Genomic DNA, 24,578 nt, shown 5'->3' on the forward strand with positions numbered 1-24,578 from the left:
TGAAAGTAGTTCGGGAATGTAGTTGAATGTGGAGTGTTTACGAAGTACATAAATTAGATGTTAGCTGAAATCGGCGAAGATATTATTCTGGGGTGATCCAATGAAGCAAAAAATAAATAAAATCGTCGAGCTTGTGCACAATGTTGCTAACTATTGGGTTGAGGAAGATGACTATACCAATACTTATAATAGTATTAGGTTGCTAACAAAAGAAGTATGGAACACTCATCACAGTGAGTTACTAAATGAACTAAATCAATTAGATAATCCTACTGCTGACTATCAACTATTTTGGCTGGAATGCCTAAGTTTCCCACGGAAGTCCCCAAACTTGAATGGGTTAGATGGAATGCCTCTATCTTTACCTTATAGTGCATTACCTTCGGATTTAAATGAATTCAGTTTTCATGATTCAAAAATAGAAGGGTTTTCTATTAAAGATCAAAGTAATGTCGTTTTCTATATAAAACTTGATTCCTGGCAATACGATAAATCTGAACTGACTTTTTACGAAGTGAGTAATTGTTTTCATCAAACAGATGAAGGATTGATTATTGAGAACTTAGATAATATTCAAGATTTTTGTATTTTATCAGAGGGTGAGGCTCCGAACATTAGCTTTGCTTTGAAGCATTTAAATATTCCCAACATAAGTTCTATAAAAGATAAGAGATTGTTTTATTTTTTTGGATTAAACTCTTCAAAAACATATGAATCGATATATATATATTTGCAAAAAATTGGAGTATGAAGACCATATAGCTGATTCAAAGAGACACCAACATCGCCTAACATAATATTCACGCTGTGGCTCCTTTCGGAGCCTTGGTCTGCGGAGGGATTTCGAGGAGGGATTTCAGCAGACAACCCCTTTGGGGTTCGTGAATACAGGAACGTTATCAGAAATCATCGGAACAACATTCAAAACTAACTAAAGGAGTGACCTGAATGATAAAGTCGCCTGGAGGTTCACTTTTTCCATATTATTATAAGGGTGGAGAAATCCATTGTCTTAAATATGGAAATAAGTATAAAAAATACGAAGAACTTTTTGAATTAATGAGATTGGAAGAAGAATTTATTTTTAAAGCGAATAAAAAACTGAAGATATGGATTGATCTGTATGAAACATCTACAACAGAAATAGTTCTTCAAGAACTTGTGAACAATCTAAATAACTTGAATGGCTATGTAAAGAAAATCTCATTTGTTGGACTTTCAAGTATAAGTAAATGGAAGTTAAAGCGCAAAATAAAGAATTTAAAGCTAGAATACCCTGTTTCATATTTCTCAGATCCGGAGGAAGCAAAGACTTGGTTGATAAGTGAAAGATAGTGAATGTAGCTCAAGAAGGCGATGACACGTTATATGTAATAGCCGCAAAGAAATAATAAAAAATTTTAAATTACTTTGGAGGTAAGTCGAGATGGAGAGCAAAAAAATCGATAGTAATGAATTCCCGATATTGGAATTTGATGAATCGCGAGTTGCAATAATAGAGGCAACTAATTTTATCAAGCCAAAAGAAGAATTTGAATACTGTGTAATAACATTTTTTCGAGATGTAATTGAAAAAATGAAAACGGAGGGAAAGATGAAAGAAGTTGCATGTCTACATTGCGAGACTGTAGATTTGCCAATATATGAAACATATTATCAAGGAAAAAAAGTACATATTACTTTGGGGTATTTAGGAGCTGCAGGTTCAGCAGGATTCTTAGAAGAACTGATAGCCTATGGTTTTCAGAAATTTATAGTTTGTGGTGGTGCAGGTGTATTAAAAAAAGACATTGCTGTTGGACATGTAATAGTACCAGTTTCTGCAGTGAGAGATGAAGGAGTATCATACCATTACATTAAGCCATCAAGAGAAATTGAATGTAATCTAGAGGTATTAAAAATCATAGAGGACGATTTTAATATACATAATGTCAGGTATATAAAAGCCAAAACCTGGACGACAGATTCATTTTATAGAGAGACTAAAGAAAAAGTTGAGTTGCGGAAAGCAGAAGGGTGTGTAACTGTAGAAATGGAAGCAGCAGCATTTATGGCTGTTTCAAAATTTAGAAATGTAAAATTAGGTATTATCTTGTATGGCGGTGATGATTTAAGTGGTGTCGAATGGGATAGTCGAAGTTGGAATAGCAGATCAGAAATAAGAATAAACCTTGTTGAAATATCAATGCGGATATGCAGTTCTTTATAACTGAAGTAGCTATAATGCATTTATTAAAAGGGAAATGCTAAATAGACAACCAAGAGTTAAATGTAAATATGACAACATAAATAAATTATGCGAAATCGAAGAAGGTAGATACAACATATAACACGGTATTCACGCTACGGTCCCTGATGGGGCCTTGGTCTGCAAGGGGCATTTCGGAAAAGTGGATTCAGCAGTCAACCCTGCGAGGCTAAGTGGCGGAGCCACCCGGTCTTAGCGGACCTTAAGGCTCTCGGGTTCGTGAATACAACAACGTTATGCGCCATTACCGGTAAATATTAAAGATAATATTTAAGGAGATAATTTATGAAAAGTAAGATACTCTTCTTATTTTTTATTACGATAATGTTTTCATCTTGTCAAAATATTATTCATTCGACTACTTTGAACAGCGAAACTAAATCAATAATGAATTCTGAACTGCCTCCTGATGTAGAGAGTACAGGTAATGGAACAGAATCGAAAGAAGTAACTGAAGGTCGATCAGAGCCTTCTAACAATGAAGTGTTATCCATGAGAATTGGGAACTACGATTTGAAAGAAGAATTTTATGATGAAATGCTTCGAAATCCTATAGATCATGATTATGAAGTGGAATTTAATGAATTTCAAAATTCCAAAGAGATTATTACAACAATGGAATGGGGGGCGTTGGAAAGCAAATATACAGAGATTTGGGATAAAGAGTTGAATCAAATATATAAAAAGCTTCTTTCTAAGTTGGATAGAGAACCAAGAGAAGCACTAATCGAATCGCAGAAAGAATGGTTACAGTATCACTTAAGGGAAACAAAATTTGTGGAGAAGACATTTATTAATAATGGTTACCTTGGATCAAAAGGGTCGGTAAGCCTAGGCACGGTTATACGGGAGAGAATTAGGGAAAGAACAATGCAATTAATTGAATATCGATATTTGCTAGATGGTGAAGTTGAGTTTTTATACCAAAGTAAAAAATAGAGTTGGAATCTTGATCAAAGGTTTCTAGGTGATGCTTCGAAGACAGTAACGTCGCATAACAATGTATTCATGTTGCGGGGCTACCACCCCTTGGTTGTCAGATGTATAATCATGGAAGAACACTCAGACAACAAACGAGCCAGCTTAAGATAAGAGCTATCTAAGGCTGGCTCGTTGTGATTACAAGAGCGTTATGTGTCATTACCTACAGGTTTAATGAGGAGGGTTATTTCCAAGAAGATGATTTCAGTTATTATATCGATATTAATGTATCAATCTCCCACCGTTGTTTTTACTAAGGAAGAGATTGAAAAATATGAAGAGTTATCAAAATCAGTTAATGAAGGACGATTAATTGACTATTTTTTACATTACCCCAAGTACCGTTTTCTACAGTATTTATCCTTGAATGGAAAATACGTGTTTCACGGTTCTAATTATCGCAATATTGAAAGATTTGAACCACGTAAGCAGACGTTGTACAACAATGAAATAACGACAGCTGTGTTTGCAACGACAGAACCATTATGGTCTATTTTCTATGCAGTATTTAATCGAAGTGAATTAATTGGGAGTTTTCGAAATGGATGTATTATAGGGCGAAACAAAAAGTACCATTATTATTCAATAAATGAATCTACAATTAAGAATAATCCTTGGACGGATGGCATGCTGTACATACTACCTAGAGAAAAATTTCATATGTCTGGACATGGGAAAGTGCAATTTGATGAGTGGATTTGCAATGAATTTGTAACCCCAATAGCCAGGATAAGCGTATCCTTATCAGATTTTTATTTCTTGAATAGAGTAGCAGTTCACAAAGATAACGAGCCATTGATTAGTACCTGGATATTTTATAAAGCACGAACTTTATTGGCGAATTCGAAGAGGGCAAATAACAGCACATAACACGATATCTACGCCGTGTCGCATTCGCTCCTTGGACCGTCGAGGAATTTTCGAAGAAGTGAATCAGCAGACAACCCTGCACATCCTAACTGCGTCGAGGCCAGTCGCATATGCTCTTTTAAGGCAGTGAGGGTTCGTTGATACCCAAACGTTATGTGAAACTACTGAAAGACGAAAAAAAGATAAAACAATAAAGGAGATTACCTCAATGTGTACTAGTTTCGCTGTTCATTTAGACAAGACATTTATTGGTATGAACTTCGATATTTCTCGAAGACCAATCAAAATTGTTTTGATTGGTGAAGATCAACTTTTAGTTCTTCAGAATGATGATGGACAATTTTATCCAGCATTCGGTTTGAATAGTAGTGGTACATTCATGAACTTATTAATGGTCGATCCAATTGAAGAAGGCAAATATAGACGTGGAAAGAATTGCGTACATATTATGAAATTGTTTGATGAAATTCTTTCAGGACGGATCGAGTTATCTCAATTAAGTGAATATTTAACCAATAACGTAATTGTTAATGTCCCGAGTCATAGTGTCCACAGTTTGATAGCCGGGAGAAATCGGAAGACATATATTGTTGAGCCTGGAAGAAAGAACATTGATATTAACTCTTCCGATAGGGACTTCGTGGTACTAACTAATTTTCCTGTATCGGATAATTTCGATAATGAATATAAGAATGTTGAAGGACCAGGAAATGATAGATATATAAAGGCCTATGAAGTCATTACAAATAACAAAGAAGCATTTAATATCGCAACAGGCCTTAACTTGCTTAAGGATACTGCTCAGCAAAGTGGGGATTATCCAACCCAATTTTCACTTATATTTGTTCCAGAAGAAAGTAAAGTTCATTTTACTTTGAACGGAGATTTTACAAAGATATTTGAATTCTCATTTATCAATAAGCAAATTCAGAGTATTGAAGGTTTTACAAGCAATAATAGTCTTAAACTTACCAAAAAAGGCATATTACTTTCAGAACTTGAAGATTGGTCATGACTGTACAGATATAGGAATAGGATTTCGAGAGTTATTCAATGAAGTCCGAAGCACCACATAACACTATATTCACGCTTAGGGCCATTCGGCCCTTGATTTGACCGGAGTTAGAAGAGGATTCGACGAGGGAAGTAGATTCAATCGGACACACCCGCACCACCTAACCGCATCGCGTCCGGTCTTCCGGACCTTATGGTGGTGGGGCGTCGTGAATACAAGAACGTTAGACGAAATACTTGAAATTATTATATATTTAGCCGTTTGGACAGGAGGATAAAGACAGTGAAAAATGTGAAATCGAAGATAATTGCAATTGCAGCAGTATCAGGCGGAGGTAAAAGTACAATTACTTCCCGACTAAACCAAGCTCTAAATAACTCAAAGACCATATACTTTGATGATTATGATTTCGAAGGGCCCAACGATATCATTGATTGGGTTCAGCGAGGTGCTAACTGTAATGAGTGGAACTTAGATCCTCTAATTTCTGATTTGAGAAGTCATGTTTCTTTAGAAAACATTGAGTTCATTTTGTTAGATTATCCATTTGCTAGACTGCATAACCATTTGAAGAATATAGACCTTACTATTTTCATTGACACACCTCTTGATATAGCAATGGCAAGAAGAATACTAAGAGATTTTAAAAACATGAATGCAGAGGCTATTCTAGATGATCTGAGCAATTATTTATCTCGAGGGAGAATCGGATATGAGAGTATGCTAAAGACTACAAAGCCGAATTCGGATGTAATTATAAGTGGCTTACTCTCTGTTGATGAAATAGTTGACAAGATATTTAATGAGATTGAGTGCCGATTATAGCTGTTCGAAGATGCCAAGAGCTCCGTCTAACACAATATACGCGCTGCGGGCCATTCGGCCCTGGATCTGTCAGAGGTATTTTCAATGGAGCTTAATCAGGCAGATACATCCATTTCCCTAAGATAAGAGCTATCTAAGGGGAATGGACGTCGCGAATACGAAACGTTATACGAAATTGGCATTAAGATAAATAAGCGTATTGGAGGCAATACCGTGGTAGTACACAAAATTGAATTATCCCAAGAATCACTAATTGGTTCATTTACTAAAGAAGTAACTCCTATCCTTTCGGTGTCATCTGGTGATTCCATACGTTTTGAAACATTAGACGCAGGTTGGGGTACTGGGAGAAGTAATGGTGAAAGAAGGAAGCCATATTCAAGAAAAGAAAAAATTGATGGAGGCCACGCCTTGTTGGGACCCATTTATATTGAAGGTGCTAAGAAAGGGATGACTTTAGAGATTGAGTTTAATGATATTATACCTGGGCAATATGGTTTTACTGCTGCAGGTCAGTATCCTAATTGGCAAAACCAGAAGTTACATTTGACCGAATATAAGGAAATTAGCCTTGATTGGAAACTCGATAATAAATCCATGATGGGAGTATGTGAAATCAATGGCAATTCCTTCTCAGTTTCATTACGACCTTTCATGGGCGTTATTGGAATGCCTCCAGATGACATAGGAATTCACTCTACTTGGCCACCTCGATATTGTGGTGGGAATATTGATTGTAAAGAGCTTGTGAGAGGAAGTAAATTGTATCTTCCTATTTCTGTCGATGGGGGTTACCTTGCTATTGGTGATGGACATGCTTTGCAAGGGGATGGAGAAATCAGTTGCCAAGCTATTGAATGTCCGATGGAAGTTGTTGATATAACTGTAAATTTGATTGAAGGGATAGATTTGTTAAACCCCCGAGCTAATACTCCCGCAGGGTGGATTACTTTTGGGTTTCATGAAGATCTTAATGAAGCAACCGTTCAAGCTTTAGATGGAATGCTTACCTTGATGGGTGAGTTGTATGGTTTAAATCGTGTTGAAGCTATTGCTTTAGGGAGTTCAGTTGTTGATCTACGTATAACGCAAATTGTAAATGGGGTTAAAGGGGTACATGCCTGTCTACCACATGGGATTTTGAAGTGATTCGAACGTAACTCGAAGAGGACGCCAACATTTTATAACACCGTATTCACGCTGCGTCGCCTCCGGCTCCTTGAACCGGACCGAAGCAATAAGAAGTGGCTTTAAAGAAGTCGATTCGGTGGCAGGGAAGGTTCGAGAATACGGAAACGTTATACGCAATACCTGAAATAAAGAAAACACAAAAGAAAGGATGGGGGTTCGTTTGTTTGCTGTAGAATTATTCTTCAACAAAGAATTCGATGAGTACGTCAGAAAAGTATGGATGCACTTTGACAAAGAGGGAATCAGCCATTTTATGAATAGATTTGAGAACTTAAGTCCCCATATAACGCTTGCTGTATATACGGATATTTCCGATTTGGAAGGATTTAAAGAACAACTGAAAATCTATTTTGATAATGTTTCTCCTCTTCGTTTACGATTTGATATCGTAGCTACCTTTCCGACTTCGGGAACGATATTTTTAGCGCCAACCATAACGGACGAACTTCAACGTGTACATAAGGATTATTATAAGAAGTTAGACAAATATAATAATCAAGCGAGTATATATTATAGCCCAGATCAATGGAATCCACATTGTACCCTGGGAACACAATTAAGTAGAGAAGCGATAGCTAAGGGAGTTCATGATGTAGTAAATGAATTTGAACCTATGGATGGGATTATAGAAAGAATGAGTTTAGTGAAGATTGAGCTGTCAGAAGAAGGGAACAGGAATATAACCATATTTGATCAATCTTTTGAAAGTTAATTCAAAGAGGTCAGGTACTGCGTATAACATAATATTCACGCTGCGGGCATTCGCCCTGGATCCGACAGGAGTCGGAGCATATGCTGGGTAGTAAACACAAGGGGAATGGACGTCGCGAATATATCAACTTTATGTGAAATCATAATATGACATTTAATGAAAGAATCTAAAGGAGGCTTGTATGAAGACAATTATCTATATGGTTAGGCATGGAGAATCACCATACAACGAAGGAAATGAAAGAACAAGAGGGCTTACCCCAAAAGGAAAGATCGATATTGAAAAAGTAACGAAGTTACTTATAGGTGAAGGAATAGACATGATTATATCAAGTCCTTATACTCGAGCAATTCTGAGTGTTGAGGGATTGGCCGAGCACTTAAAGTTAGATATTAAAGTATTTGAAGATCTTAGAGAACGACATTTTGCATCTTATAATATTGAAAATGCAGAGTTAATGTCTAGTATCAGAGAGAGTTTTAATGATTTTGATTATACCTTGCCGGGTGGAGAGTCCAATGCTGATTGTCAGAAAAGAGCAATCTTAGTTCTAAAACCTTTATTAAAAGAGAACAAAGGGAAGAAAATAGCAATTGGAACTCATGGTCTTGTAATGACTTTGATGATGAATCATTTTGATTCAGCTTTTGGTTTGGAGTTTTTGAATCAATTAAAGAAACCAGATATTTATAAAATGCAATTCGAGGACTTAGAATTAGAAGAAGTAACAAGAATGTGGAATGATTAGATTTCCTAAGGTATATAAAGAGAACTGTGACATTACATGACAGGGTATTCACGCTGCGGGGACAAGCTCCCTTGGTCTGCCCGAAGCAATTCGGTGATGTATGAATCAGGCAAACACAGGCAGACACCCCTGTGAGGCTAAGTGGCGATCCACCTAATCGCTACGCTCCTTTAATCTTTTCGGGAGTAGATACAATAATGTGAGCTCAATTTCTTACTGTTGAGGAGGGAGATGTAAATGAAGTGGACGCAAGTAAGCAGTATCCCATTGGACAATTTAGTCCACGTCATAACATGACTTCTAAAGAACGATCAAACTTGATTAATCAGATTCCACTAATTACAAATACTTTAAAAGAAATATACAAGAGCCTTGACTCTGATCAACTAAATACACCTTATCGTCCTGATGGATGGACTATAAATCAAATCATTCATCATCTAGCTGATAATGATATGAATGCCTATATCAGGTTTAAGAGGGCATTAACTGAAGATGTGCCGCTAGCAAATTCATATCGAGAAGACCTATGGGCAGAACTCATAGATTACAGGAATATACCAATTGAAAATTCAATTCGACTGATAGAAATACTCCACGAACGCTTTATTATTCTTCTCAATAATCTAACCCCTGATGAATTTCAGAGGAAGCTAAGAACTCAAGTTCTAGGCATAATAACATTAGATATAGCACTTCAAAGGTTTATATGGCATAACCGCCATCACACTGCACAAATTGAATCACTAATAATATCAAAAGGTTGGTAAAGTGGTATTTTGTAAGTTTTTTTAAGAAGACAACAACTACGCCTAAAATCTGCGGCCCTTGGTCAATGAGAAGTCAACCGGCTGTGAAGCGAATTCAGCAAATACCTCTGAACCGTCTAACCGCATCACGGTCGGCTCTTAAACGGAGCCTTAAACCGGTAGGATGTCATGAATACCAGAAAGCTGAACAAAATATATGCGATTCTAAGTCTAGTCAAAAACTATATTATAGAGTAGATTGAGATCTCAATTTTTAGAAAAAGGTGGTGATTCTTATGTCGAACAACAGACAACTTACAAGATCTCAGAACGCAGCAATTGAATATATAAGTAATTGCGCGAGATCCCAAAAAAGAGAAGCCCAAGCATCACTCAAAGAAATTTTTCAGTTATCGAATATTCCTTGGAATACCTTTGAAGAAGCAGTTCATAAGATTAAATCCCATGCAAGGGTGGCTTTGCATTTTCATCCGGATCGTCCGGTTTTAGATATGAAAAGTGTAGCTCAATCATTATTTGAGCAGGGAATCTATAAAAGTCAGTTCGAGACTTTCATATCCAATGGGAGCGTATCGGCATATGTAGGTGGTGCACGGGATCTTTGGGAGGAAGAACTATTTGACGGAGCTTATCAGATAGAGGGTGTAACCAACTTTGAAAGGCCAAAGTATGGAGCTCTTCATTTGTTGTTGCATCCGGATGGACCGTCTCCACGATTCGGATCTTGTTATTTTCTTTTAAAACCGAATGCTTTACATCGCTGTACGTTCACTTACGGTGGCTCTCAAGATGCTCCAAAGGAAAAGGGGACATACGAGGAATTAGACGCTATTTTATCTGCACTTTTTACGGATGCTTTCTTTCGGGATTATGCTATTGGAGAAAAAGATCTTACTCCTAAAAAATTGATAGATCAGCTATTGTACAATCTGGAACGTCCGTTAGAGGATCCGTCAAAACTGGCCCCACATCGGAATCTTAACCATTTTATCGAAACTCAAATTCATGGAGATATATATCTTGAAGATGATGTGGAAATTTTAGTAGCTGACCCATCGTTCAAAGGAACAGAAATAGGGAATTACTTAGAGCAAATCTGCATCAAATATTCCATTGAACTATTTTGGCATATGGGATTTGCGATGCGTGCAGAGGAAGTGCCCTCTGATTTTAGGGGTCCAACCATGCCATCATTAGCGAAACAAATTGCAAGCAACGGTAATATTGACGCAAGTGTGATTGGGAATGCTGTCAACGATTTGAAACGCAATCCTGATCTCTGGTCTGACAGAGGTAATTACGAAGAAGTGCTTCAGGAATTAAAATACATGTGGCATATACTCGTTCGATATGGTAAATCGATTTAAAAGCTGTATAAAGGATGATTCTACTGAAGAAATCATTATTAATAAAATTAATAAGTGCTGTATTATCAACGATTATTATGTCTTTTATGTGCGCAACGATATTCTTTCCTGATGAGTTCGGAAGTACATTTTTAGTGGGGATAATAATGTTCATGCTGTTATATGGTATTGGAGGCATTCCATTTTCAGTAATGGCATCAGCGATAATAAAAACCTCAAGAGTTTCTTATAAATTCAACCTAATTGATTTAATAGTACATCTATTTGGCGGATTAATAATTACAATATTATTCTTAGCGATTACAGGAGCTGAACATGGAATAGATCTATTCTTTTCGAACGATGTTATTATCTTTTACGAAATTGGTATTTGTAGTGGCCTCATATTCAACTTAATTGAACAGTTTATAAAAAAAATAAAAGAGGCACAGTTCTAGATATTTAAGCAATTCGAAGAAGTCATAGATACTCAAACATAACCCATGCAGAGGAAGATGAGAAATGGATAAAGGGAAAATTATATTTCTGAATGGCGTAACCAGTTCAGGTAAAACTTCAATCGTAGAAGCGATGCAAAATTACTCTGAACCCTTTTTTTATGTTGTGGCCAATGATCTTTTTGAAAATACGATTGGTGATAAACATTTGCAAACAGACTACTGGAAGTATTTAAGTGAAGCCATCATGATAATGTATCATACAGCAAAATTATTTTCGGATCATGGAAAGAATGTTTTAATCGATGGGATACTTGTTGAAAGACCGGAATTAAAGCCGCATTATGATAAAGTCCAAGATATATTTGATGGATATCCTTTGGATATCGTTGAGGTATACTGCCCGTTAGATCTTTGTCGTAAGCGAAATATAGAACGTGGTGACAGAAGAGAAGATCAATCCGATGAGCAAACTAAAATAATGTCACAACACATTGGCTATAGCTTTTCAGTCGATACGAGTTTGAATACGCCGGAAGAATGTGCAGAAATGATTATCACATCACTATTCAAAAAATAATGATTGGAAATATCAGTTCAAGAAAGCAAAAACACTTCAAACTTTCATTGAAGGGAGGAAGAAGTATGGGTTCAAGAATAATGCATCTGATTGTAGCGAATAGAATTGCAGATTCCCTATCTATTGTAGATAAGACGCCTTTTTTACTTGGAAATATTGCACCAGATGCTGTTACAACAAAAGATTCATCACATTTTTTTGCTGGTGAAATTCAGGATTATTCAAGGAACGTAGACTATAAAGGATTTTTACATAAGTATCGATCACAAGCAGAAGACCTTTACGTTCTGGGTTATTTCACACATTTAATTGCCGATGACATATGGTTGAAAGGTTTTAATTTACCTTGGTTAAGGAACAGAATGGAAGCTAATGAGGGATTATATAAACAGTATCATAATGACTTTAGATTATTGAATGGGAAGTTGCTTGAACATTATGGATATGAAGAGGAATTAAGAAGAAGGCTCAATTATATTCCAACAATCCCGGATTTAGAGGAAGTTAAATCTACAGATGTCAAAAAGTTTGTGCCATGTGTATTTGACGATTTGGATTATGACAAAGAAATTTTAAATGAAACCCTTAATGTTTTTACTTTTGAGCAGATCATTGGATACTTAGAGACATCAGTCGATATGGGAATATTGAATATGAAGTATATAAAGATAAAGTACAACTTGTAAGCAATTTTATGAAGTCTGAGGGCCCCTTAACAATGCATCCACGTATCGCACCCGCATGATAGCTGCTCGGACTAAAGACATGAGAGAAAGTCAATCGCACTGTCATGGCTCGAAGTTTTAAATTTAATGATTAATCTAACGGACAGATTAGTGGGAAATGAAGGAGTAAACTATAATTCGCCGAATACTATTTAGGTATAAATAAGAAAAGGAGGATTATATTATGTGGTTTTGTTGTGTGTATAAAAAACCGATAAGAATCCGTAATCTCCCTCAATATTAAAAATTGAGGAGGATTTAAATGAGAATAAATAACAATTATTTAAAAGAACAATTAAAGCATGTGTATTGGTTAAATGGTGGTTGTTGCGGGGGAAAGACAACGATGACAAAGAAATTTGTTGCAGAGTTAGGATTTCAAACATTGAGCGATGATGTCTTGAAGTATAGACCATTCACTAATCCGACTGAATAACCTGCTCTTCAATATCCCCATCCCGGTTTAAACTGGGAGGAGTGGTTTAATAGGCCTACTGATGTGTATTTTCGATGGCTTTGTGAAATCGTTGAAGAGATGATGGAATTTTTCATTATTGATTTATTGCAAATGCCAACGGATAAACCAATCATTATCGATTTAGGAATAATGCCTGAACGCATCCTACCCTTTATTCCTAAAGAAAGAATGATGTGTCTTTACACATCTGATGAAGAAATAGAAAGGCTATATTACTTTAGAGAAGACCATAAAATGATCTTTGATGTTATTAACCTTACATCAAATCCAACGGAAACGATTAAACATGGCAACAAAACTATGGTGAAATTCTCCCATGAAATTAGAAATGCTTGCGTTAGTCATAATATCAAAATACTTGAAAGAACACCTAACCTGGGTATCGAAGAACAATTCAGATTAGTTTGTGAGCATTTTAATTTATGATATGAGCCCTTGTTAATTTCATATGTAATACGGGTCAGGCTACCGATATAGGTAGCCTGTTTAAATAACGGGACATGATAGGTTGGTTATAGTGAATTATAAAAATCATGCGGCTCTTGACGTCCTATCTTTAGTCAAGGATATGAGCCGAAATCAGATAACAATATGTTTACGCAGCGGCTCTTTACGGAGCCTTGGTCTGCTCGATGGATTTCAGGGAAGCAGGCTCAGTAAAACATTCGACTTCGTCGGACATCGTTAATGCAGAAGCTTTATGTGAAATGCCGGAAATATACAAGGAGGGAAAATGAAAAAATGTATAGTGTTTATATTATTCATATCAACCTTATTAATGGGATGTAACAAGAACGAGCTAATATATAACGCTCCAACCAATGAACAAATCACTGATTATGTAGATAATCATCGTTTAGATTTACAAGATAGTATATGGATTAAGGACTCAGCAATCATTTTGCTCGAGAATTCATTAATTACCCTGTATACAGATCAACATGGGAAGGTATATGACCAAAAACTATCGTGGGGAATAAATTATTCAGATCCTGTGACGGTAGGAAAAGGCAGCCCATATATAGCAGTCATAATTAATAACAAGATGCTAAGCTCTGGAGCCGATCGTATTTTAATTACTTATACTGATGGCAAGTCCTATTCAAGAGGGATTACGGAAAAGACGGGTTATTTGATTCCTAATACTCAAATTAATGAAGTAGAGAACTTAATAATTTTCGATAATAACGGTAAAGAAATTTACAAGAAGCGTGAGTAACTCAGGAAGAAGGCTCTATTAACAACATATTTACACATTGGCGCACTTGCCCAAGGTCTGCCAGGAGAATTAAGCGGCTACAACTGAAGTTCATTTACCAGTTAGCGTGAATACGGGAATGTTAAATGAAATAGTCAGCATTTACGCTAGTAAGCGGAGTAAACCCCTCCAGTTTAAATTGATTTTCACCACTGAACTTGGGGAGTAAAAGATATAGTTTATTTAACGTGTATAAGGCGCATTAGTGTTTTATTGTGACGTAAAAAAATTTATATTGTATGGGGGATAAAAATGAAGATTGTTTTTAGAAATTTCGATGATTCTTATTATGAACAAGTTTGTGATTTTTTGATTGAATTATCAACTGATGACCGCACACATATAAATTGGAATTGGGCAAGGTGGGAGTGGATGTTTTATCATCCTGAATTCAATAGAGATTTAATGGATAAAATTGGTTTGTGGTATTGTAATGACGAGTTAGTAGGGATAGCAACCTATGACCACTATTTCGGTGAAGCATTCTTTTCTACTAAACAAGGGTTTGAAGAATTAGAAAAAGATATATTAGAATATACCACTACTACTTTCAGTAATGAAAATGGCGTTGGGATTGCGGTGAATGACAACGATACTAACACTCTAGATTTATTGCGCAGTCAGAAGTTTGTGGAGAATGATCTGACTGAAAACATACTTGAACTTACACTAGAGAATGTTAGCTTTGATTATGTAATTCCTGAAGGCGTAATAGTAAAAAATATAGATATAGAAAACGACTTATATAAGCTTCATCATTTGCTATGGAGGGCATTTGACAATGAAGGATCTGTACCTACGGATGAAGCTACTATAAGTAGGCAAAAAAGAATGTTGTCAGCAAGAAATATGAATTCATTCCTACATATTGTTGCTGAAAATGAAGACAGGGAATACGTTGCTTATTGTGGCTTATGGTACAGTCAAAAAACGGATTATGTTTATGTTGAACCTGTATGTACAATTCCGGAGTACCGGCAGAAGGGGCTTGGAAAAGCAGTGGTATTAGAAGCTTTGAAAAGAGGTCACTCCTTAGGTGCTGAAAAAGCATATGTTATTTCGGATAGTTCTTTTTATAAATCATTAGGCTTTCAACAGCATTCTCACTATACTTTCTATTGGCATAACATCTGATCCTTCTTAAGCCTCTCGGATTCGTGAATGTAGGGAACGCTCTCTAAAAGTGAATAATTGTAAGAAAGGATGAATGCATGAATATTCAGGACCTCCCAATTGAAATAGTAGAACAAATCGGAAAAGTTCAGAGAATTACTTTTCCCAGGCAAGGTCATACTTCTATCGTAGCTATTTTGGATACGCGCGATAAAAAGTACGTGATCAAAAAGACAGAAAACGATCTCTATAATGAATGGTTGTCTGAAGAATACAAGGTGCTTCAATATCTTTATCATACGGGACTACCAGTTCCGCGAGCATATTCATATCATGTCGAGAATAAAGCGAGATGGCTTTTAATGGATTATATTGATGGAATAAGTTTGAGAGAATTTCTATCTTTTTAACTTTGGACTTTGTTTAAAGAAAATACATGAATGTTCTTGCCCTGTTGAATTATTGAAGAATGATAATCCTTGGTTAGATACGATGCTGAATAAAGCAGAATATAATCTGACTAACTTTGCAGTAGATGGATCAGAAGAACTACTTAAACGCTTGAAAAAATTAAGACCTAAACCAATAGTCAACACTTTGATTCATGGCGATTTTACAATTGATAATGTATTAGTTAATGAATGCAATATAGTCGGAGTTATTGATTGGTCAGGAGCTACGTACGGGGATCCAAGATATGATGTAGCATTGGCAATTAGACCAAAATATAATGCTTTCGATAATGATAGAGATAAAGAAATATTTTTTAGCGCATATAGCAAGTTAAGAATAACTGATGAAGAGTATAACTACTTTGAAGACGGATTATATAGCTTCTTTTAGTATCCCTTCGCAACTTCTCTATTAGATAACACCATGTTCAGATATCGAGCCATTGGCCTTTAAGTCAGTGAAGGTTCGTGATTTCAGTGGATTGTTATATTATTTGAATTTATCAAATACAGTGAATGATTGGGATCTCATAGTTGATTGTCCAAAAGATAGATTGCTTAAGGTTATAGAAGGATATGATTGCATAGAACAGGAAAGTGGCGACTACCCTTTTGCAAGTAAATACAGAATACATATCCCTTCATTAAGAATAGATATAATTGGAGGATTTGCTTTTTATGCTGAAGGAGAAGTAGTTCGTTTACCTACATCTCATATTCAAAATAGAACATGGGATGGAATAAAGGTATCCTGTCTTGAAATCTGGTATGTTGCCTATTATTTAATGGGAAGAAAAGAAAAATCGAATTTGATTTTAGGTCACTTACAAACACACAAAGAAATTGTAGACCAACATTTAATAAGAGATTTATTGATGAAGACTGGTTTGAATTATGAGATCAGAGAAGAACTTAGTAAATTAATTCAATGATGCCCCTACAACTAAACCATTAATATTCAAGGTACTGCTCCAACAGTGCTTTCTGCGAGATCGATTACGAAGAGGCATTAAATTAACAAATGAGCAGCGAACAAAAAATATATTGAGGAGGTTATCAGTATGAACAAGAATATTGTTTATGAAACAAACAGCTCCTATTGGGATACAAAAGGAAATGACTTTTTAAGACCAATCGTGCTTCCTTTTTATGGGGCATTTGTCACAGAGGAAAAATTCCAACTTTTTGGCGATGTCTCAGGAAAAAAGATATTAGAGATAGGCTGTGGAGATGGTCAATCTTTGCAATATCAGGGAGAGCGTAAAGCAGCTGAGCTATGGGGGATGGACATATCAGGAAAACAGATTGAAAAGGCAACGCAACATTTGACGGCGTGTGGTCTTTCAGCAAAATTGATCTGTTCTCCCATGGAAGAAGAGTGTAACATCCCCGTGGATTATTTTGACTTTGTTTATTCAATTTACGCCATTGGCTGGACAACCGATCTTGAAGGTACTTTTGGCCGGATCGCTTCATATTTAAAAAAAGATGGCATATTTATTTTCAGTTGGTCTCATCCAATTCACAAATGTGTTGTTGAAGAAAATAATAGATTGGCTTTTAACAAGTGTTATTTCGATGAATCTTGGTATTCGGTATCTCCTGATTTTTGTCAAGGTGAGCTGACTTTGTCTGATCGTAAACTATCAACCTATATCAATGCGTTGGCAAAAGAAGGTTTTGTAATTGAACAAATGATTGAAGAAACCGAGAATGAAATCATACAATTGCATGATGAAAATAATGATTTCGTAAAAAGAGCGAAGATGTTTCCTGTAACCTTCGTTATCAAAGCAAGAAAACTTTGAAATTACTGAATAGGACCAAAAAAATATTATCTTTGGGGGTAACTCATGGTAACGGTAAAATTACCTACAGAGAAACCTATTCTACAATCTGAACTAATGGGTCTTTATCAAGATGCTGGTTGGTGGCCAAACCGGAATGAAAATGGAATATTACAGTTACTCGTTAGTGGGGTTGCGGTAGGAGCTTGGAAAGATGATATATTAGTTGGTTTCTGTAGGTCTATTTCAGACGGAATATATCGAGCTTATGTAGAGGATGTTGTAGTATTAAGTAATTACAGAAATAGAGGAATAGAGAACTAATGGTCAAAAGACTTTTAGATGAATTAAAAGATATTGACGTTATTAGTTTGTTTTGTACAGACGATTTGGCTGGTTTTTACGAATTGTCAGGATTTAAACGGACAATGCAAATTGTAATGCATTATAAGAATTAGGCTATGTTAAACTTTGTTGTTGATATTTGATAATTACGAACAAGTGTTCTATAATAAGGGCAATATAACTGTTCGGAGATGATTTGCCCATGGATTTAAAGGAACTGAAAAAGCTTGCTGATACGTTGGACGATAATGGTAAGAGAGAACTTATCTACTTTTTGCAGTCCCGAACCAAGGGAGTGGCACTTCCAGCTCGAGCGACTGATGAAATTCAAGAGCAGAAGCATAAAGATGGACTTGTTTGCCCGCATTGCAAAAACCATTCTGTTGTTCGATTTGGAAAGTACGCTGTAAGAACACGCACTGGAGAGGTTAAACGTCAATGTTACCGTTGTAAGTCCTGTCGCCAAAAATTCAATGACCTTACGAACACCCCTCTGCAACGAACGAGGCGACCTCATATGTGGGTTCGTTTTATCGAATGCATGATTGAGGGCTTTTCTCTGAGAAAATGTGCAGAGCAGTTAAACGATGAAGTCACGCATGTCACCTTGTTTTACTGGCGGCATAAGATTCTTTCCGCTCTGAAGCAGATTCCAACCGAAGCATTTCAAGATATTGTTGAAATGGACGAGACCTACTTTCTTTACTCGGAAAAGGGCAAGCGGAATATTGCCGAACGCAAGCCACGTAAACGTGGCGGCAAAGCGAAATATCGTGGTATAAGCCACGATCAAGTGTGCGTGCTGGTTGCCCGTGACCGTCAGAAAATGACTTACTCTGGCGTACTTGTGCATGGACGTATTCGGACTACAAAGTTAGACGAAGCGATTGGTGGTCATCTATCTGACTCAAACGTGTTATGCACTGATTCATGGAGGGCATTTAGCTCCTATGCGAATTCAAAGGGCATGACTCATTACCGATTCAAGTCCGACGGAAAACAACGTGTGAAAGGCGTGTACCATATCCAAAACGTAAACAGCTACCACAGCCGCTTGAAGAAATGGATGGATCGTTTCAATGGTGTTGCAACAAAGTATTTGCAGAATTACTTGGCGTGGTTTCGTTACTTAGACAGCAAGGAATATGAGAATACCGCATCGAATAAGAAAAATATGTTGGTCAAATCGTGCCTGTTTACTGTGACCGACACGAACACCAAACTTCGGCTTTCGCTTATTCTTGTTAAGCTAACGGGCAGTTATGCGTAACTTCCAGGGAATGTAAACATCTAAATAACGTAAGGAACGAGGAGGCAGACAATTCATGGGAGGAACGAATGTATGGGATGCGGAGTGGGAGGTTAACGAAGAGCAGGCGCGGACGCTGATCGGCAGACAATTCCCTCAGCTGTCATCGAAGCAAGTAAAGCGATTGGGCTGGGGCTGGGACAATACGGTTTTTCTCATCGGTGACGAGTACGTGTTCCGGTTTCCAAGAAGAACGATTGCAGTTGGCTCGATTCGTATGGAAGGGAAGCTGCTGCCGAAGCTGGAGGCATATATGACCATCCCCTATCCGAAACCGTTGTTTTATGGCGAAGCAAGTGACGAATACCCGGCACCATTTCTTGGCTATGCCTACGTGCCAGGAGATTTCCCAATCGGTTTGACGGAAGAACGCCGGGCTTTATCGGCAGAGACGTTGGCGAAATTTTTGCGGAGATTGCATGAGTTTCCGGTGCAGGCGGCGCTGAAGTGCGGAGTTCAGCAAGATCATCGAAACTTGACGGACATAGCATCGCGCAAAGTGAAATTGGAGGGCTTTCTATCGAAGGTGGTTGAACACTTGTCGCCGGAGGAGTCCGGTGTGATCGAAGCGTATATTAGCAGGCTGCAAAAGGACCGTGTCGAGGCGGTGAATGCACTGCTACATGGCGATCTTCATTTCAAAAATATGCTTGTGAATGAGAACGGGATCGTTTCCGGCATCATTGATTGGGGCGATCTGAGCGTAGGCCATCCGGCTTGCGATTTGAGCGTTGCTTATAGCTTTTTACCACCTTACGCTCGCGGCGTGTTTTTCGAAACGTACGGAGGAGCGGACGAGGAAACGAAGCTGCTGGCGCGGCTGATCGCGGTATACATCCCCATACTGATCTTAATGCAAGCGGTCGATGACGGGAATGAAGCGATTGCGGTAGAGGCGAAATCAAACATCATGCGGGCACTGTCGGATTAGGCTCATTATTTCGTTGCGGCTATGGGGCTAGGCTATCGGCACCATTTTGTCGTTTAAAGGCCGCTATAAGGTACGATGCGCCTTCTCTGATGCCGCTTTATGTTGAGGAACACGAAATTCAACAGAGTAAGTCATTGCGCTAACGGGACACGATAGCAATAAACCGCCTTTTCAACGAATGCGGTTTTCTTATGGTCAAATATCAACATTAGAATTTAACATAGCCAAGAATTAAAGGAGAATGCGACAATGTTTAAATACGAAATTGATGATTCTTCTTATTTATCGCTATTGGAGGTTAAAGATGCAGAAACATTATATAAATTGATTAACAGAAATAGGGATCATATAGGTGAGTGGTTGAAGTTTCCTAGTCTCACTTTAGAAGAAAATGATTCAAAAAGCTTTATAGAAAGAACACGCATAAGATATGCCAAGGAAGAAGGATACTGGTTAGGAATATGGAGTGAATTACAATGAACAATTCTTGGACCATTTGTATATCAGGAGAATATGACTTGAATTTTCTAATGTTTGTAGCTAATGCATGTGGATTATTAACAGATGAGTTCGAAGAAGGTGTCTGGCCAAATAGTCAATTTTTAAATGTTGAGCGAAGTAACGAAAAATTTAAAGAACAATGGAAAGAACTATGGAATCAGAGCATCTCTAAAAAGGGGGAGCGCAAAAGGGGGAATCACCAATATTTGGTTATAGATCCTCCTAATTTTTCAATGATTAGAGAAGAAGACTTAAAGGCTGTTCTGATTAATATGTGGCCGTCATTCATTAAATGGTGGAACATGCCTGCTGGCGGTCAAGTTGCAATGCATTATTGGGAAGCAAGCCCAGATCCTTTAGCTTTTGTGCAGGAATTCGAAAGTCAAGTTGGAAGAGAGATTAAGCCATTTAGGTTAGATGTCGATTTAGTATATACAGGCTTAAAAGAACCAATTGAAGTAAATGAACAATTTATAATCATGCCAATTAAATCTGAGTATTTAATGAAGAAAGATTGGTGGATAAAGAGATTTAAGGAGTATTATTGAGAAATTTCAAGGAGGATACAACATGTTAAGATCCGTTTATATTATTTCCGGTCCCGCCGGTGTTGGAAAATCAACTACTTCAAGGAAACTTGTTGAACATTTGGATCGCAGTTCATATATATCTGGTGATGATATTAGTCATCTACCTGTAAACGGGAGGGGAAAGCCTTGGATCTGTCAAGAAACTCATAAGCTGACTTGGACAAATATATTGAGTTTAGTGAAGAACCTAATTGAATTTAATTACGATGTTGTTATAGATTATGTGACGTTTCCATCGGAGGCTAACTGGTTAGCTTGTGAACTGGAGAGAATGAATGTAAGGGTTGTTTATGTAGTATTTATGGTTGATCATGAAACAATTATTAGTAGAGATCAGTTAAGAGATCCATCGAAACAAATGGGAGAACGAAGCATAATCCTATTGAATGAATTTAGAGAAGTATTAAAAAACGATAGACATATATTAAATACTCAAGAATATTCTGTTGACCAGCTAGAAGAAGTGATTGAGGAGATAATAAATAATAATAGATTTTTGATAAGCTGATTCAAATGAAAAATACCATGTATTACATAATATTCAAGATAGTTAATGTGACTGGTTTGTTGCGAAGGAAATTAAGCGATAATGATAAATTAAATTTTCACTTAATAAGAATATATGTTCTGGTATAATTGAACTGAGAAAGGTAAATATCTTCCTCTAAATTTGGTGACAAATAAAAATAGTGAGGTGAGTGAGATGGAACAAAGGAATGCGCCAGAGGTGAGAATTGAACTATGGGACAAAGGCGATTTAGGTTTGCTTCGCCAATTAAATTCGCATGAGATGACAGTAGACTTCGGAGGACCAGAGACTGAGGAGAAAATTCTAGCTCGACATAAACGCTATTATGAAATCGCCCAAAATGGAACAGGGAAAATGTTTAAGATCCTCTTGCTTCCGCATCTCGAAGTCGTAGGTAGTGTAGGATATTGGAATCAGACTTGGAAAGAAGAATCTATTTTCGAGATAGGCTGGAGTGTTTTGCCGGAATATCAAGGCAGAGGAATAGCGACAGAAGCAACTGCGAAGGCCATAGCTTCTATCCATTCTGAAAAGAAGAAACATAAATTCATTCACGCTTTTCCTAAAACCAAGAATCCCGCTTCGAATGCCATTTGTCGCAAGCTGGGCTTTTTGTATATTGGTGAGTGTGATTTTGAATACCCTATTGGGACTATCATACGATGTAATGACTGGAGATTAGCAGTCGGGGAAAATGAATAATAGCTTTGGCTTATCCTAGCCCCTCGAAACAGTTGTTACTGATACTTCAAATAAAAGAGGGAAATTAAGATCAAGAGCATTGCAGGAAAATTTAAATCAGCTGCATGGCTTTCTATATATTTCAGGGCAGACGAGAAACCATCTGCTTTTTTGTTTCTTGATTCACTTCATATATGTAATAATATGGGTTAGTACTTAGTGCATATCATTTCCTGATTAAGGGCCTGATAGATGACTAGTTTCTATGGATTTATCTTTATTTGGATCCTAGAGACGCTGATTGAAACTACTTAAACCATTAAGGAGAACTAATATGTCTCAGTTTCCCAAGTTAGAAACAGAAAGATTTATATTAAGAAATCTAACAAAAAATGATTCCACAGATATATTTCAATGTTTTTCTTTGGATGAAGTTACGAAGTTTTATGATGTGGAGAGCTTTACAAACATTAAACAAGCAGAAGAATTAATTCAAAGATGGAATGAAAGATTTGAAACAGGTCAAGCCATCCGTTGGGGAATCACTTTGAAGTCGGAAAACAAGTTAATTGGAACATGTGGCTTTCATGGCTGGATGAAAAATCACTATAAAGCTGTCATTGGATATGAACTAACACCAGAATATTGGCATCAAGGTTTTATGACTGAGGTGGTTGAAAAGGTAATTGAATATGGATTTAATACTCTTGGCCTAAATCGAATTGAAGCATTTGTAGAACCGGAGAATGTGGGATCAAGAAAGGTTCTTGAGAAAATCGGCTTTAGAGAAGAAGGGATATTGAAGGAAAATTATTATTGGAAGAATAGATTTGTTGATAATGCCATTTATGCATTTCTTAAGAGAGACTATAAAGTTCATTAATTACTAACGAAAGAAGGATAACCAGATGATTACAATTAGATTTGTTTCAAATGGGGATATCCCACATATTCAATCAATAGCCCATGAAACATGGAATTATACTTATAAAGGCATATACTCCGAAGCTTACATTCAAAATTTTCTAAGTAGAGCATATTCAAATGAGAATTTAAGTCGATCTGTCGAGAGAGATCTTCAAAGTGCCAAACGGAGTTTTTTAATAGCTGAATTCAATGACGAAGTCGTTGGATATGCTCAAACAAGACAAGTGAATGAAGAAGAATACGAATTGCTAAGAATTTATATACGACCCGAATATCACAAAATGGGAATAGGTAAAGAATTCATTCGGAGATTCACTCAAGTTTTAAAGCCAATAAATAAACTGTTTGCTTGGGTAGGGAAAGAGAATCAAATAGGAAGGGCATTTTATGAGAAGAGTGGGTTCAAAGAAATAGAAGAAATGACCGAAACAATAGAAGGGCTCAGTAAATCGCAAGTTAAATATGAATTGGAAATCTCGAAGGGATAGACATGCAGCTCATATTCAGAAAGGAGAGAGGACAATGAAACGAGTCAACGTAACATACACTCTAATTACAGACGAATCAAAATCGAAAGTCTTAATGGTCAAAAATGTAGGACGTTCGAGCTGGTCTTTACCAGGAGGAGCAGTAGAACCCTATGAATCATTAGAGCAAGCTGCTATCCGAGAAGCCAAAGAAGAGACCGGTTTTGATGTTAAAGTCTATGGCATCGTGGCTATAAATGAATGTAAATTTGAACATTTAAATGAACATGCAATTTTTATAGTCTTCAGGGCTGAAATTACTGGAGGTACTGAACAAATTGTAAGACCTAATGAAATCTCCGAAATTGCTTGGAAGGATATAGAGGAGGCAGATAAATTAATGCCTTTTTATAAAAGGGGTATACGCAACTTAATTGCCGGTAATGAAATAACATATTTAAATGAAGGAACCAAGTGATACATAAAGTGAATTGATAAAAACATACGCACTGTGGCGTTCGCCCTCTGGTTTGACAGGTACATTTTCTAAGACTAGGAGAACTAACCGGATACGCCCAGCTCCTTAAGATAACGAATTAACAAAATTGTTGGCTGGATCAATTCTGTGCCTGAATCCTCAATTATCGAACTTCATCAAACGCCTTCAAACATCAGTGCTGGAATAGTATTTCGACTTCATTCAAGAAGAGATATTACAATCCAATATGATCTTGAGCAAAT

Annotated in this window: 33 protein-coding genes; all 33 read left to right on the plus strand. The window is 36.8% G+C overall.

From position 1 onward, the window contains the following. The first annotated feature begins 100 nt into the window (after positions 1-100). The 33 genes from ACFVQB_RS02690 to ACFVQB_RS02850 all read left to right on the plus strand — a co-directional run bounded on the left by ACFVQB_RS02690 (position 101) and on the right by ACFVQB_RS02850 (position 24,315). The gene (locus ACFVQB_RS02690) at positions 101-751 is read left to right on the plus strand and encodes a hypothetical protein (protein ID WP_379434876.1); all 651 of its coding nucleotides are present in this window, start codon (positions 101-103) and stop codon (positions 749-751) included. A gap of 197 nt (positions 752-948) precedes the next feature. Then, positions 949-1,335: a hypothetical protein gene (locus tag ACFVQB_RS02695; protein WP_379434877.1), complete on the plus strand. Its 387-nt coding sequence runs from the start codon at positions 949-951 to the stop codon at positions 1,333-1,335. Positions 1,336-1,426: 91 nt separating this feature from the next. Then, positions 1,427-2,209: a nucleoside phosphorylase gene (locus ACFVQB_RS02700; protein ID WP_379434878.1), complete on the plus strand. Its 783-nt coding sequence runs from the start codon at positions 1,427-1,429 to the stop codon at positions 2,207-2,209. Positions 2,210-2,533: 324 nt separating this feature from the next. Next, positions 2,534-3,187 (plus strand): lysozyme inhibitor LprI family protein, encoded by a 654-nt coding sequence (locus tag ACFVQB_RS02705; RefSeq protein WP_379434879.1) that lies wholly within the window; start codon positions 2,534-2,536, stop codon positions 3,185-3,187. 195 nt (positions 3,188-3,382) lie between these two features. Then, a complete protein-coding gene (locus ACFVQB_RS02710; RefSeq protein ID WP_379434880.1) occupies positions 3,383-4,099 on the plus strand; it encodes a hypothetical protein in 717 nt (238 codons plus the stop codon). A gap of 208 nt (positions 4,100-4,307) precedes the next feature. After that, complete coding sequence (locus tag ACFVQB_RS02715) at positions 4,308-5,114, plus strand: isoprenoid biosynthesis enzyme family protein (protein ID WP_379434881.1); 807 nt, start codon at positions 4,308-4,310, stop codon at positions 5,112-5,114. A gap of 282 nt (positions 5,115-5,396) precedes the next feature. Then, complete coding sequence (locus ACFVQB_RS02720; RefSeq protein ID WP_379434882.1) at positions 5,397-5,939, plus strand: nucleoside/nucleotide kinase family protein; 543 nt, start codon at positions 5,397-5,399, stop codon at positions 5,937-5,939. Positions 5,940-6,152: 213 nt separating this feature from the next. Next, positions 6,153-7,088, plus strand: a complete 936-nt coding sequence (locus ACFVQB_RS02725; RefSeq protein ID WP_379434883.1) for an acetamidase/formamidase family protein — start codon at positions 6,153-6,155, stop codon at positions 7,086-7,088. Positions 7,089-7,290: 202 nt separating this feature from the next. After that, a complete protein-coding gene (locus ACFVQB_RS02730) occupies positions 7,291-7,842 on the plus strand; it encodes a 2'-5' RNA ligase family protein (RefSeq protein ID WP_379434884.1) in 552 nt (183 codons plus the stop codon). Between the two features lie 181 nt (positions 7,843-8,023). After that, the gene (locus tag ACFVQB_RS02735) at positions 8,024-8,590 is read left to right on the plus strand and encodes a histidine phosphatase family protein (protein WP_379434885.1); all 567 of its coding nucleotides are present in this window, start codon (positions 8,024-8,026) and stop codon (positions 8,588-8,590) included. 242 nt (positions 8,591-8,832) lie between these two features. Then, positions 8,833-9,360, plus strand: coding sequence for a YfiT family bacillithiol transferase (locus ACFVQB_RS02740; protein WP_379434886.1), 528 nt, complete (start codon positions 8,833-8,835; stop codon positions 9,358-9,360). 275 nt (positions 9,361-9,635) lie between these two features. Then, the gene (locus tag ACFVQB_RS02745; RefSeq protein WP_379434887.1) at positions 9,636-10,727 is read left to right on the plus strand and encodes a DUF3626 domain-containing protein; all 1,092 of its coding nucleotides are present in this window, start codon (positions 9,636-9,638) and stop codon (positions 10,725-10,727) included. Between the two features lie 14 nt (positions 10,728-10,741). Beyond that, positions 10,742-11,164: a hypothetical protein gene (locus tag ACFVQB_RS02750; RefSeq protein WP_379434888.1), complete on the plus strand. Its 423-nt coding sequence runs from the start codon at positions 10,742-10,744 to the stop codon at positions 11,162-11,164. Between the two features lie 64 nt (positions 11,165-11,228). Next, positions 11,229-11,744, plus strand: coding sequence for a phosphotransferase-like protein (locus tag ACFVQB_RS02755; protein WP_379434889.1), 516 nt, complete (start codon positions 11,229-11,231; stop codon positions 11,742-11,744). Positions 11,745-11,809: 65 nt separating this feature from the next. Further along, entirely contained in the window at positions 11,810-12,430 is a 621-nt protein-coding gene (locus ACFVQB_RS02760) for a zinc dependent phospholipase C family protein (RefSeq protein ID WP_379434890.1), read from the plus strand. Positions 12,431-12,731: 301 nt separating this feature from the next. Then, entirely contained in the window at positions 12,732-12,905 is a 174-nt protein-coding gene (locus ACFVQB_RS02765; protein WP_379434891.1) for a hypothetical protein, read from the plus strand. A gap of 63 nt (positions 12,906-12,968) precedes the next feature. Next, the gene (locus tag ACFVQB_RS02770) at positions 12,969-13,373 is read left to right on the plus strand and encodes a hypothetical protein (RefSeq protein ID WP_379434892.1); all 405 of its coding nucleotides are present in this window, start codon (positions 12,969-12,971) and stop codon (positions 13,371-13,373) included. Between the two features lie 307 nt (positions 13,374-13,680). Further along, entirely contained in the window at positions 13,681-14,166 is a 486-nt protein-coding gene (locus ACFVQB_RS02775; protein WP_379434893.1) for a hypothetical protein, read from the plus strand. 291 nt (positions 14,167-14,457) lie between these two features. Further along, positions 14,458-15,339 (plus strand): GNAT family N-acetyltransferase, encoded by an 882-nt coding sequence (locus tag ACFVQB_RS02780; protein ID WP_379434894.1) that lies wholly within the window; start codon positions 14,458-14,460, stop codon positions 15,337-15,339. 77 nt (positions 15,340-15,416) lie between these two features. Then, positions 15,417-15,728, plus strand: a complete 312-nt coding sequence (locus ACFVQB_RS02785) for a phosphotransferase (RefSeq protein WP_379434895.1) — start codon at positions 15,417-15,419, stop codon at positions 15,726-15,728. A 52-nt stretch (positions 15,729-15,780) separates the two neighbouring features. Then, the gene (locus ACFVQB_RS02790) at positions 15,781-16,161 is read left to right on the plus strand and encodes a phosphotransferase family protein (protein ID WP_379434896.1); all 381 of its coding nucleotides are present in this window, start codon (positions 15,781-15,783) and stop codon (positions 16,159-16,161) included. A 103-nt stretch (positions 16,162-16,264) separates the two neighbouring features. Then, positions 16,265-16,702, plus strand: coding sequence for a hypothetical protein (locus tag ACFVQB_RS02795; RefSeq protein ID WP_379434897.1), 438 nt, complete (start codon positions 16,265-16,267; stop codon positions 16,700-16,702). Between the two features lie 129 nt (positions 16,703-16,831). Continuing rightward, on the plus strand, positions 16,832-17,578 hold the full coding sequence (locus tag ACFVQB_RS02800) for a class I SAM-dependent methyltransferase (protein ID WP_379434898.1): 747 nt from the start codon (positions 16,832-16,834) through the stop codon (positions 17,576-17,578). Positions 17,579-17,623: 45 nt separating this feature from the next. Continuing rightward, the gene (locus ACFVQB_RS02805) at positions 17,624-17,881 is read left to right on the plus strand and encodes a GNAT family N-acetyltransferase (protein ID WP_379434899.1); all 258 of its coding nucleotides are present in this window, start codon (positions 17,624-17,626) and stop codon (positions 17,879-17,881) included. Between the two features lie 223 nt (positions 17,882-18,104). Further along, on the plus strand, positions 18,105-19,172 hold the full coding sequence (locus ACFVQB_RS02810) for an IS1595 family transposase (protein WP_379434900.1): 1,068 nt from the start codon (positions 18,105-18,107) through the stop codon (positions 19,170-19,172). A gap of 55 nt (positions 19,173-19,227) precedes the next feature. Then, positions 19,228-20,142 (plus strand): phosphotransferase, encoded by a 915-nt coding sequence (locus ACFVQB_RS02815; protein WP_379434901.1) that lies wholly within the window; start codon positions 19,228-19,230, stop codon positions 20,140-20,142. 249 nt (positions 20,143-20,391) lie between these two features. After that, positions 20,392-20,622: a hypothetical protein gene (locus tag ACFVQB_RS02820; protein ID WP_379434902.1), complete on the plus strand. Its 231-nt coding sequence runs from the start codon at positions 20,392-20,394 to the stop codon at positions 20,620-20,622. Beyond that, positions 20,619-21,191, plus strand: a complete 573-nt coding sequence (locus tag ACFVQB_RS02825) for a hypothetical protein (protein ID WP_379434903.1) — start codon at positions 20,619-20,621, stop codon at positions 21,189-21,191. Before ACFVQB_RS02820 ends, ACFVQB_RS02825 begins: the two co-directional genes overlap by 4 nt. A 22-nt stretch (positions 21,192-21,213) precedes the next feature. Next, a complete protein-coding gene (locus ACFVQB_RS02830; RefSeq protein WP_379434904.1) occupies positions 21,214-21,741 on the plus strand; it encodes an AAA family ATPase in 528 nt (175 codons plus the stop codon). A 195-nt stretch (positions 21,742-21,936) separates the two neighbouring features. Further along, positions 21,937-22,464, plus strand: a complete 528-nt coding sequence (locus ACFVQB_RS02835; RefSeq protein WP_379434905.1) for a GNAT family N-acetyltransferase — start codon at positions 21,937-21,939, stop codon at positions 22,462-22,464. A 313-nt stretch (positions 22,465-22,777) separates the two neighbouring features. Further along, entirely contained in the window at positions 22,778-23,326 is a 549-nt protein-coding gene (locus tag ACFVQB_RS02840; protein WP_379434906.1) for a GNAT family N-acetyltransferase, read from the plus strand. A gap of 25 nt (positions 23,327-23,351) precedes the next feature. Further along, on the plus strand, positions 23,352-23,858 hold the full coding sequence (locus ACFVQB_RS02845) for a GNAT family N-acetyltransferase (protein WP_379434907.1): 507 nt from the start codon (positions 23,352-23,354) through the stop codon (positions 23,856-23,858). A gap of 34 nt (positions 23,859-23,892) precedes the next feature. Next, complete coding sequence (locus ACFVQB_RS02850) at positions 23,893-24,315, plus strand: NUDIX hydrolase (protein WP_379434908.1); 423 nt, start codon at positions 23,893-23,895, stop codon at positions 24,313-24,315. Positions 24,316-24,578: the final 263 nt, after the last annotated feature.

The organism is Paenibacillus sp. NPDC057886 (assembly GCF_042796655.1).
In the GTDB taxonomy this organism is placed as follows: Bacteria; Bacillota; Bacilli; order Paenibacillales; family Paenibacillaceae; genus Paenibacillus.

Excerpts from the sequence above, each read along its gene's own strand:
- ACFVQB_RS02690 (WP_379434876.1), top strand. The coding sequence starts at position 101 with ATGAAGCAAAAAATAAATAAAATCGTCGAGCTTGTGCACAATGTTGCT.
- ACFVQB_RS02695 (WP_379434877.1), top strand. The coding sequence starts at position 949 with ATGATAAAGTCGCCTGGAGGTTCACTTTTTCCATATTATTATAAGGGT.
- ACFVQB_RS02700 (WP_379434878.1), top strand. The coding sequence starts at position 1,427 with ATGGAGAGCAAAAAAATCGATAGTAATGAATTCCCGATATTGGAATTT.
- ACFVQB_RS02705 (WP_379434879.1), top strand. The coding sequence starts at position 2,534 with ATGAAAAGTAAGATACTCTTCTTATTTTTTATTACGATAATGTTTTCA.
- ACFVQB_RS02715 (WP_379434881.1), top strand. The coding sequence starts at position 4,308 with ATGTGTACTAGTTTCGCTGTTCATTTAGACAAGACATTTATTGGTATG.
- ACFVQB_RS02735 (WP_379434885.1), top strand. The coding sequence starts at position 8,024 with ATGAAGACAATTATCTATATGGTTAGGCATGGAGAATCACCATACAAC.
- ACFVQB_RS02745 (WP_379434887.1), top strand. The coding sequence starts at position 9,636 with ATGTCGAACAACAGACAACTTACAAGATCTCAGAACGCAGCAATTGAA.
- ACFVQB_RS02750 (WP_379434888.1), top strand. The coding sequence starts at position 10,742 with ATGATTCTACTGAAGAAATCATTATTAATAAAATTAATAAGTGCTGTA.
- ACFVQB_RS02755 (WP_379434889.1), top strand. The coding sequence starts at position 11,229 with ATGGATAAAGGGAAAATTATATTTCTGAATGGCGTAACCAGTTCAGGT.
- ACFVQB_RS02760 (WP_379434890.1), top strand. The coding sequence starts at position 11,810 with ATGGGTTCAAGAATAATGCATCTGATTGTAGCGAATAGAATTGCAGAT.
- ACFVQB_RS02765 (WP_379434891.1), top strand. The coding sequence starts at position 12,732 with ATGAGAATAAATAACAATTATTTAAAAGAACAATTAAAGCATGTGTAT.
- ACFVQB_RS02775 (WP_379434893.1), top strand. The coding sequence starts at position 13,681 with ATGAAAAAATGTATAGTGTTTATATTATTCATATCAACCTTATTAATG.
- ACFVQB_RS02780 (WP_379434894.1), top strand. The coding sequence starts at position 14,458 with ATGAAGATTGTTTTTAGAAATTTCGATGATTCTTATTATGAACAAGTT.
- ACFVQB_RS02785 (WP_379434895.1), top strand. The coding sequence starts at position 15,417 with ATGAATATTCAGGACCTCCCAATTGAAATAGTAGAACAAATCGGAAAA.
- ACFVQB_RS02800 (WP_379434898.1), top strand. The coding sequence starts at position 16,832 with ATGAACAAGAATATTGTTTATGAAACAAACAGCTCCTATTGGGATACA.
- ACFVQB_RS02805 (WP_379434899.1), top strand. The coding sequence starts at position 17,624 with ATGGTAACGGTAAAATTACCTACAGAGAAACCTATTCTACAATCTGAA.
- ACFVQB_RS02810 (WP_379434900.1), top strand. The coding sequence starts at position 18,105 with ATGGATTTAAAGGAACTGAAAAAGCTTGCTGATACGTTGGACGATAAT.
- ACFVQB_RS02815 (WP_379434901.1), top strand. The coding sequence starts at position 19,228 with ATGGGAGGAACGAATGTATGGGATGCGGAGTGGGAGGTTAACGAAGAG.
- ACFVQB_RS02820 (WP_379434902.1), top strand. The coding sequence starts at position 20,392 with ATGTTTAAATACGAAATTGATGATTCTTCTTATTTATCGCTATTGGAG.
- ACFVQB_RS02825 (WP_379434903.1), top strand. The coding sequence starts at position 20,619 with ATGAACAATTCTTGGACCATTTGTATATCAGGAGAATATGACTTGAAT.
- ACFVQB_RS02830 (WP_379434904.1), top strand. The coding sequence starts at position 21,214 with ATGTTAAGATCCGTTTATATTATTTCCGGTCCCGCCGGTGTTGGAAAA.
- ACFVQB_RS02835 (WP_379434905.1), top strand. The coding sequence starts at position 21,937 with ATGGAACAAAGGAATGCGCCAGAGGTGAGAATTGAACTATGGGACAAA.
- ACFVQB_RS02840 (WP_379434906.1), top strand. The coding sequence starts at position 22,778 with ATGTCTCAGTTTCCCAAGTTAGAAACAGAAAGATTTATATTAAGAAAT.
- ACFVQB_RS02845 (WP_379434907.1), top strand. The coding sequence starts at position 23,352 with ATGATTACAATTAGATTTGTTTCAAATGGGGATATCCCACATATTCAA.
- ACFVQB_RS02850 (WP_379434908.1), top strand. The coding sequence starts at position 23,893 with ATGAAACGAGTCAACGTAACATACACTCTAATTACAGACGAATCAAAA.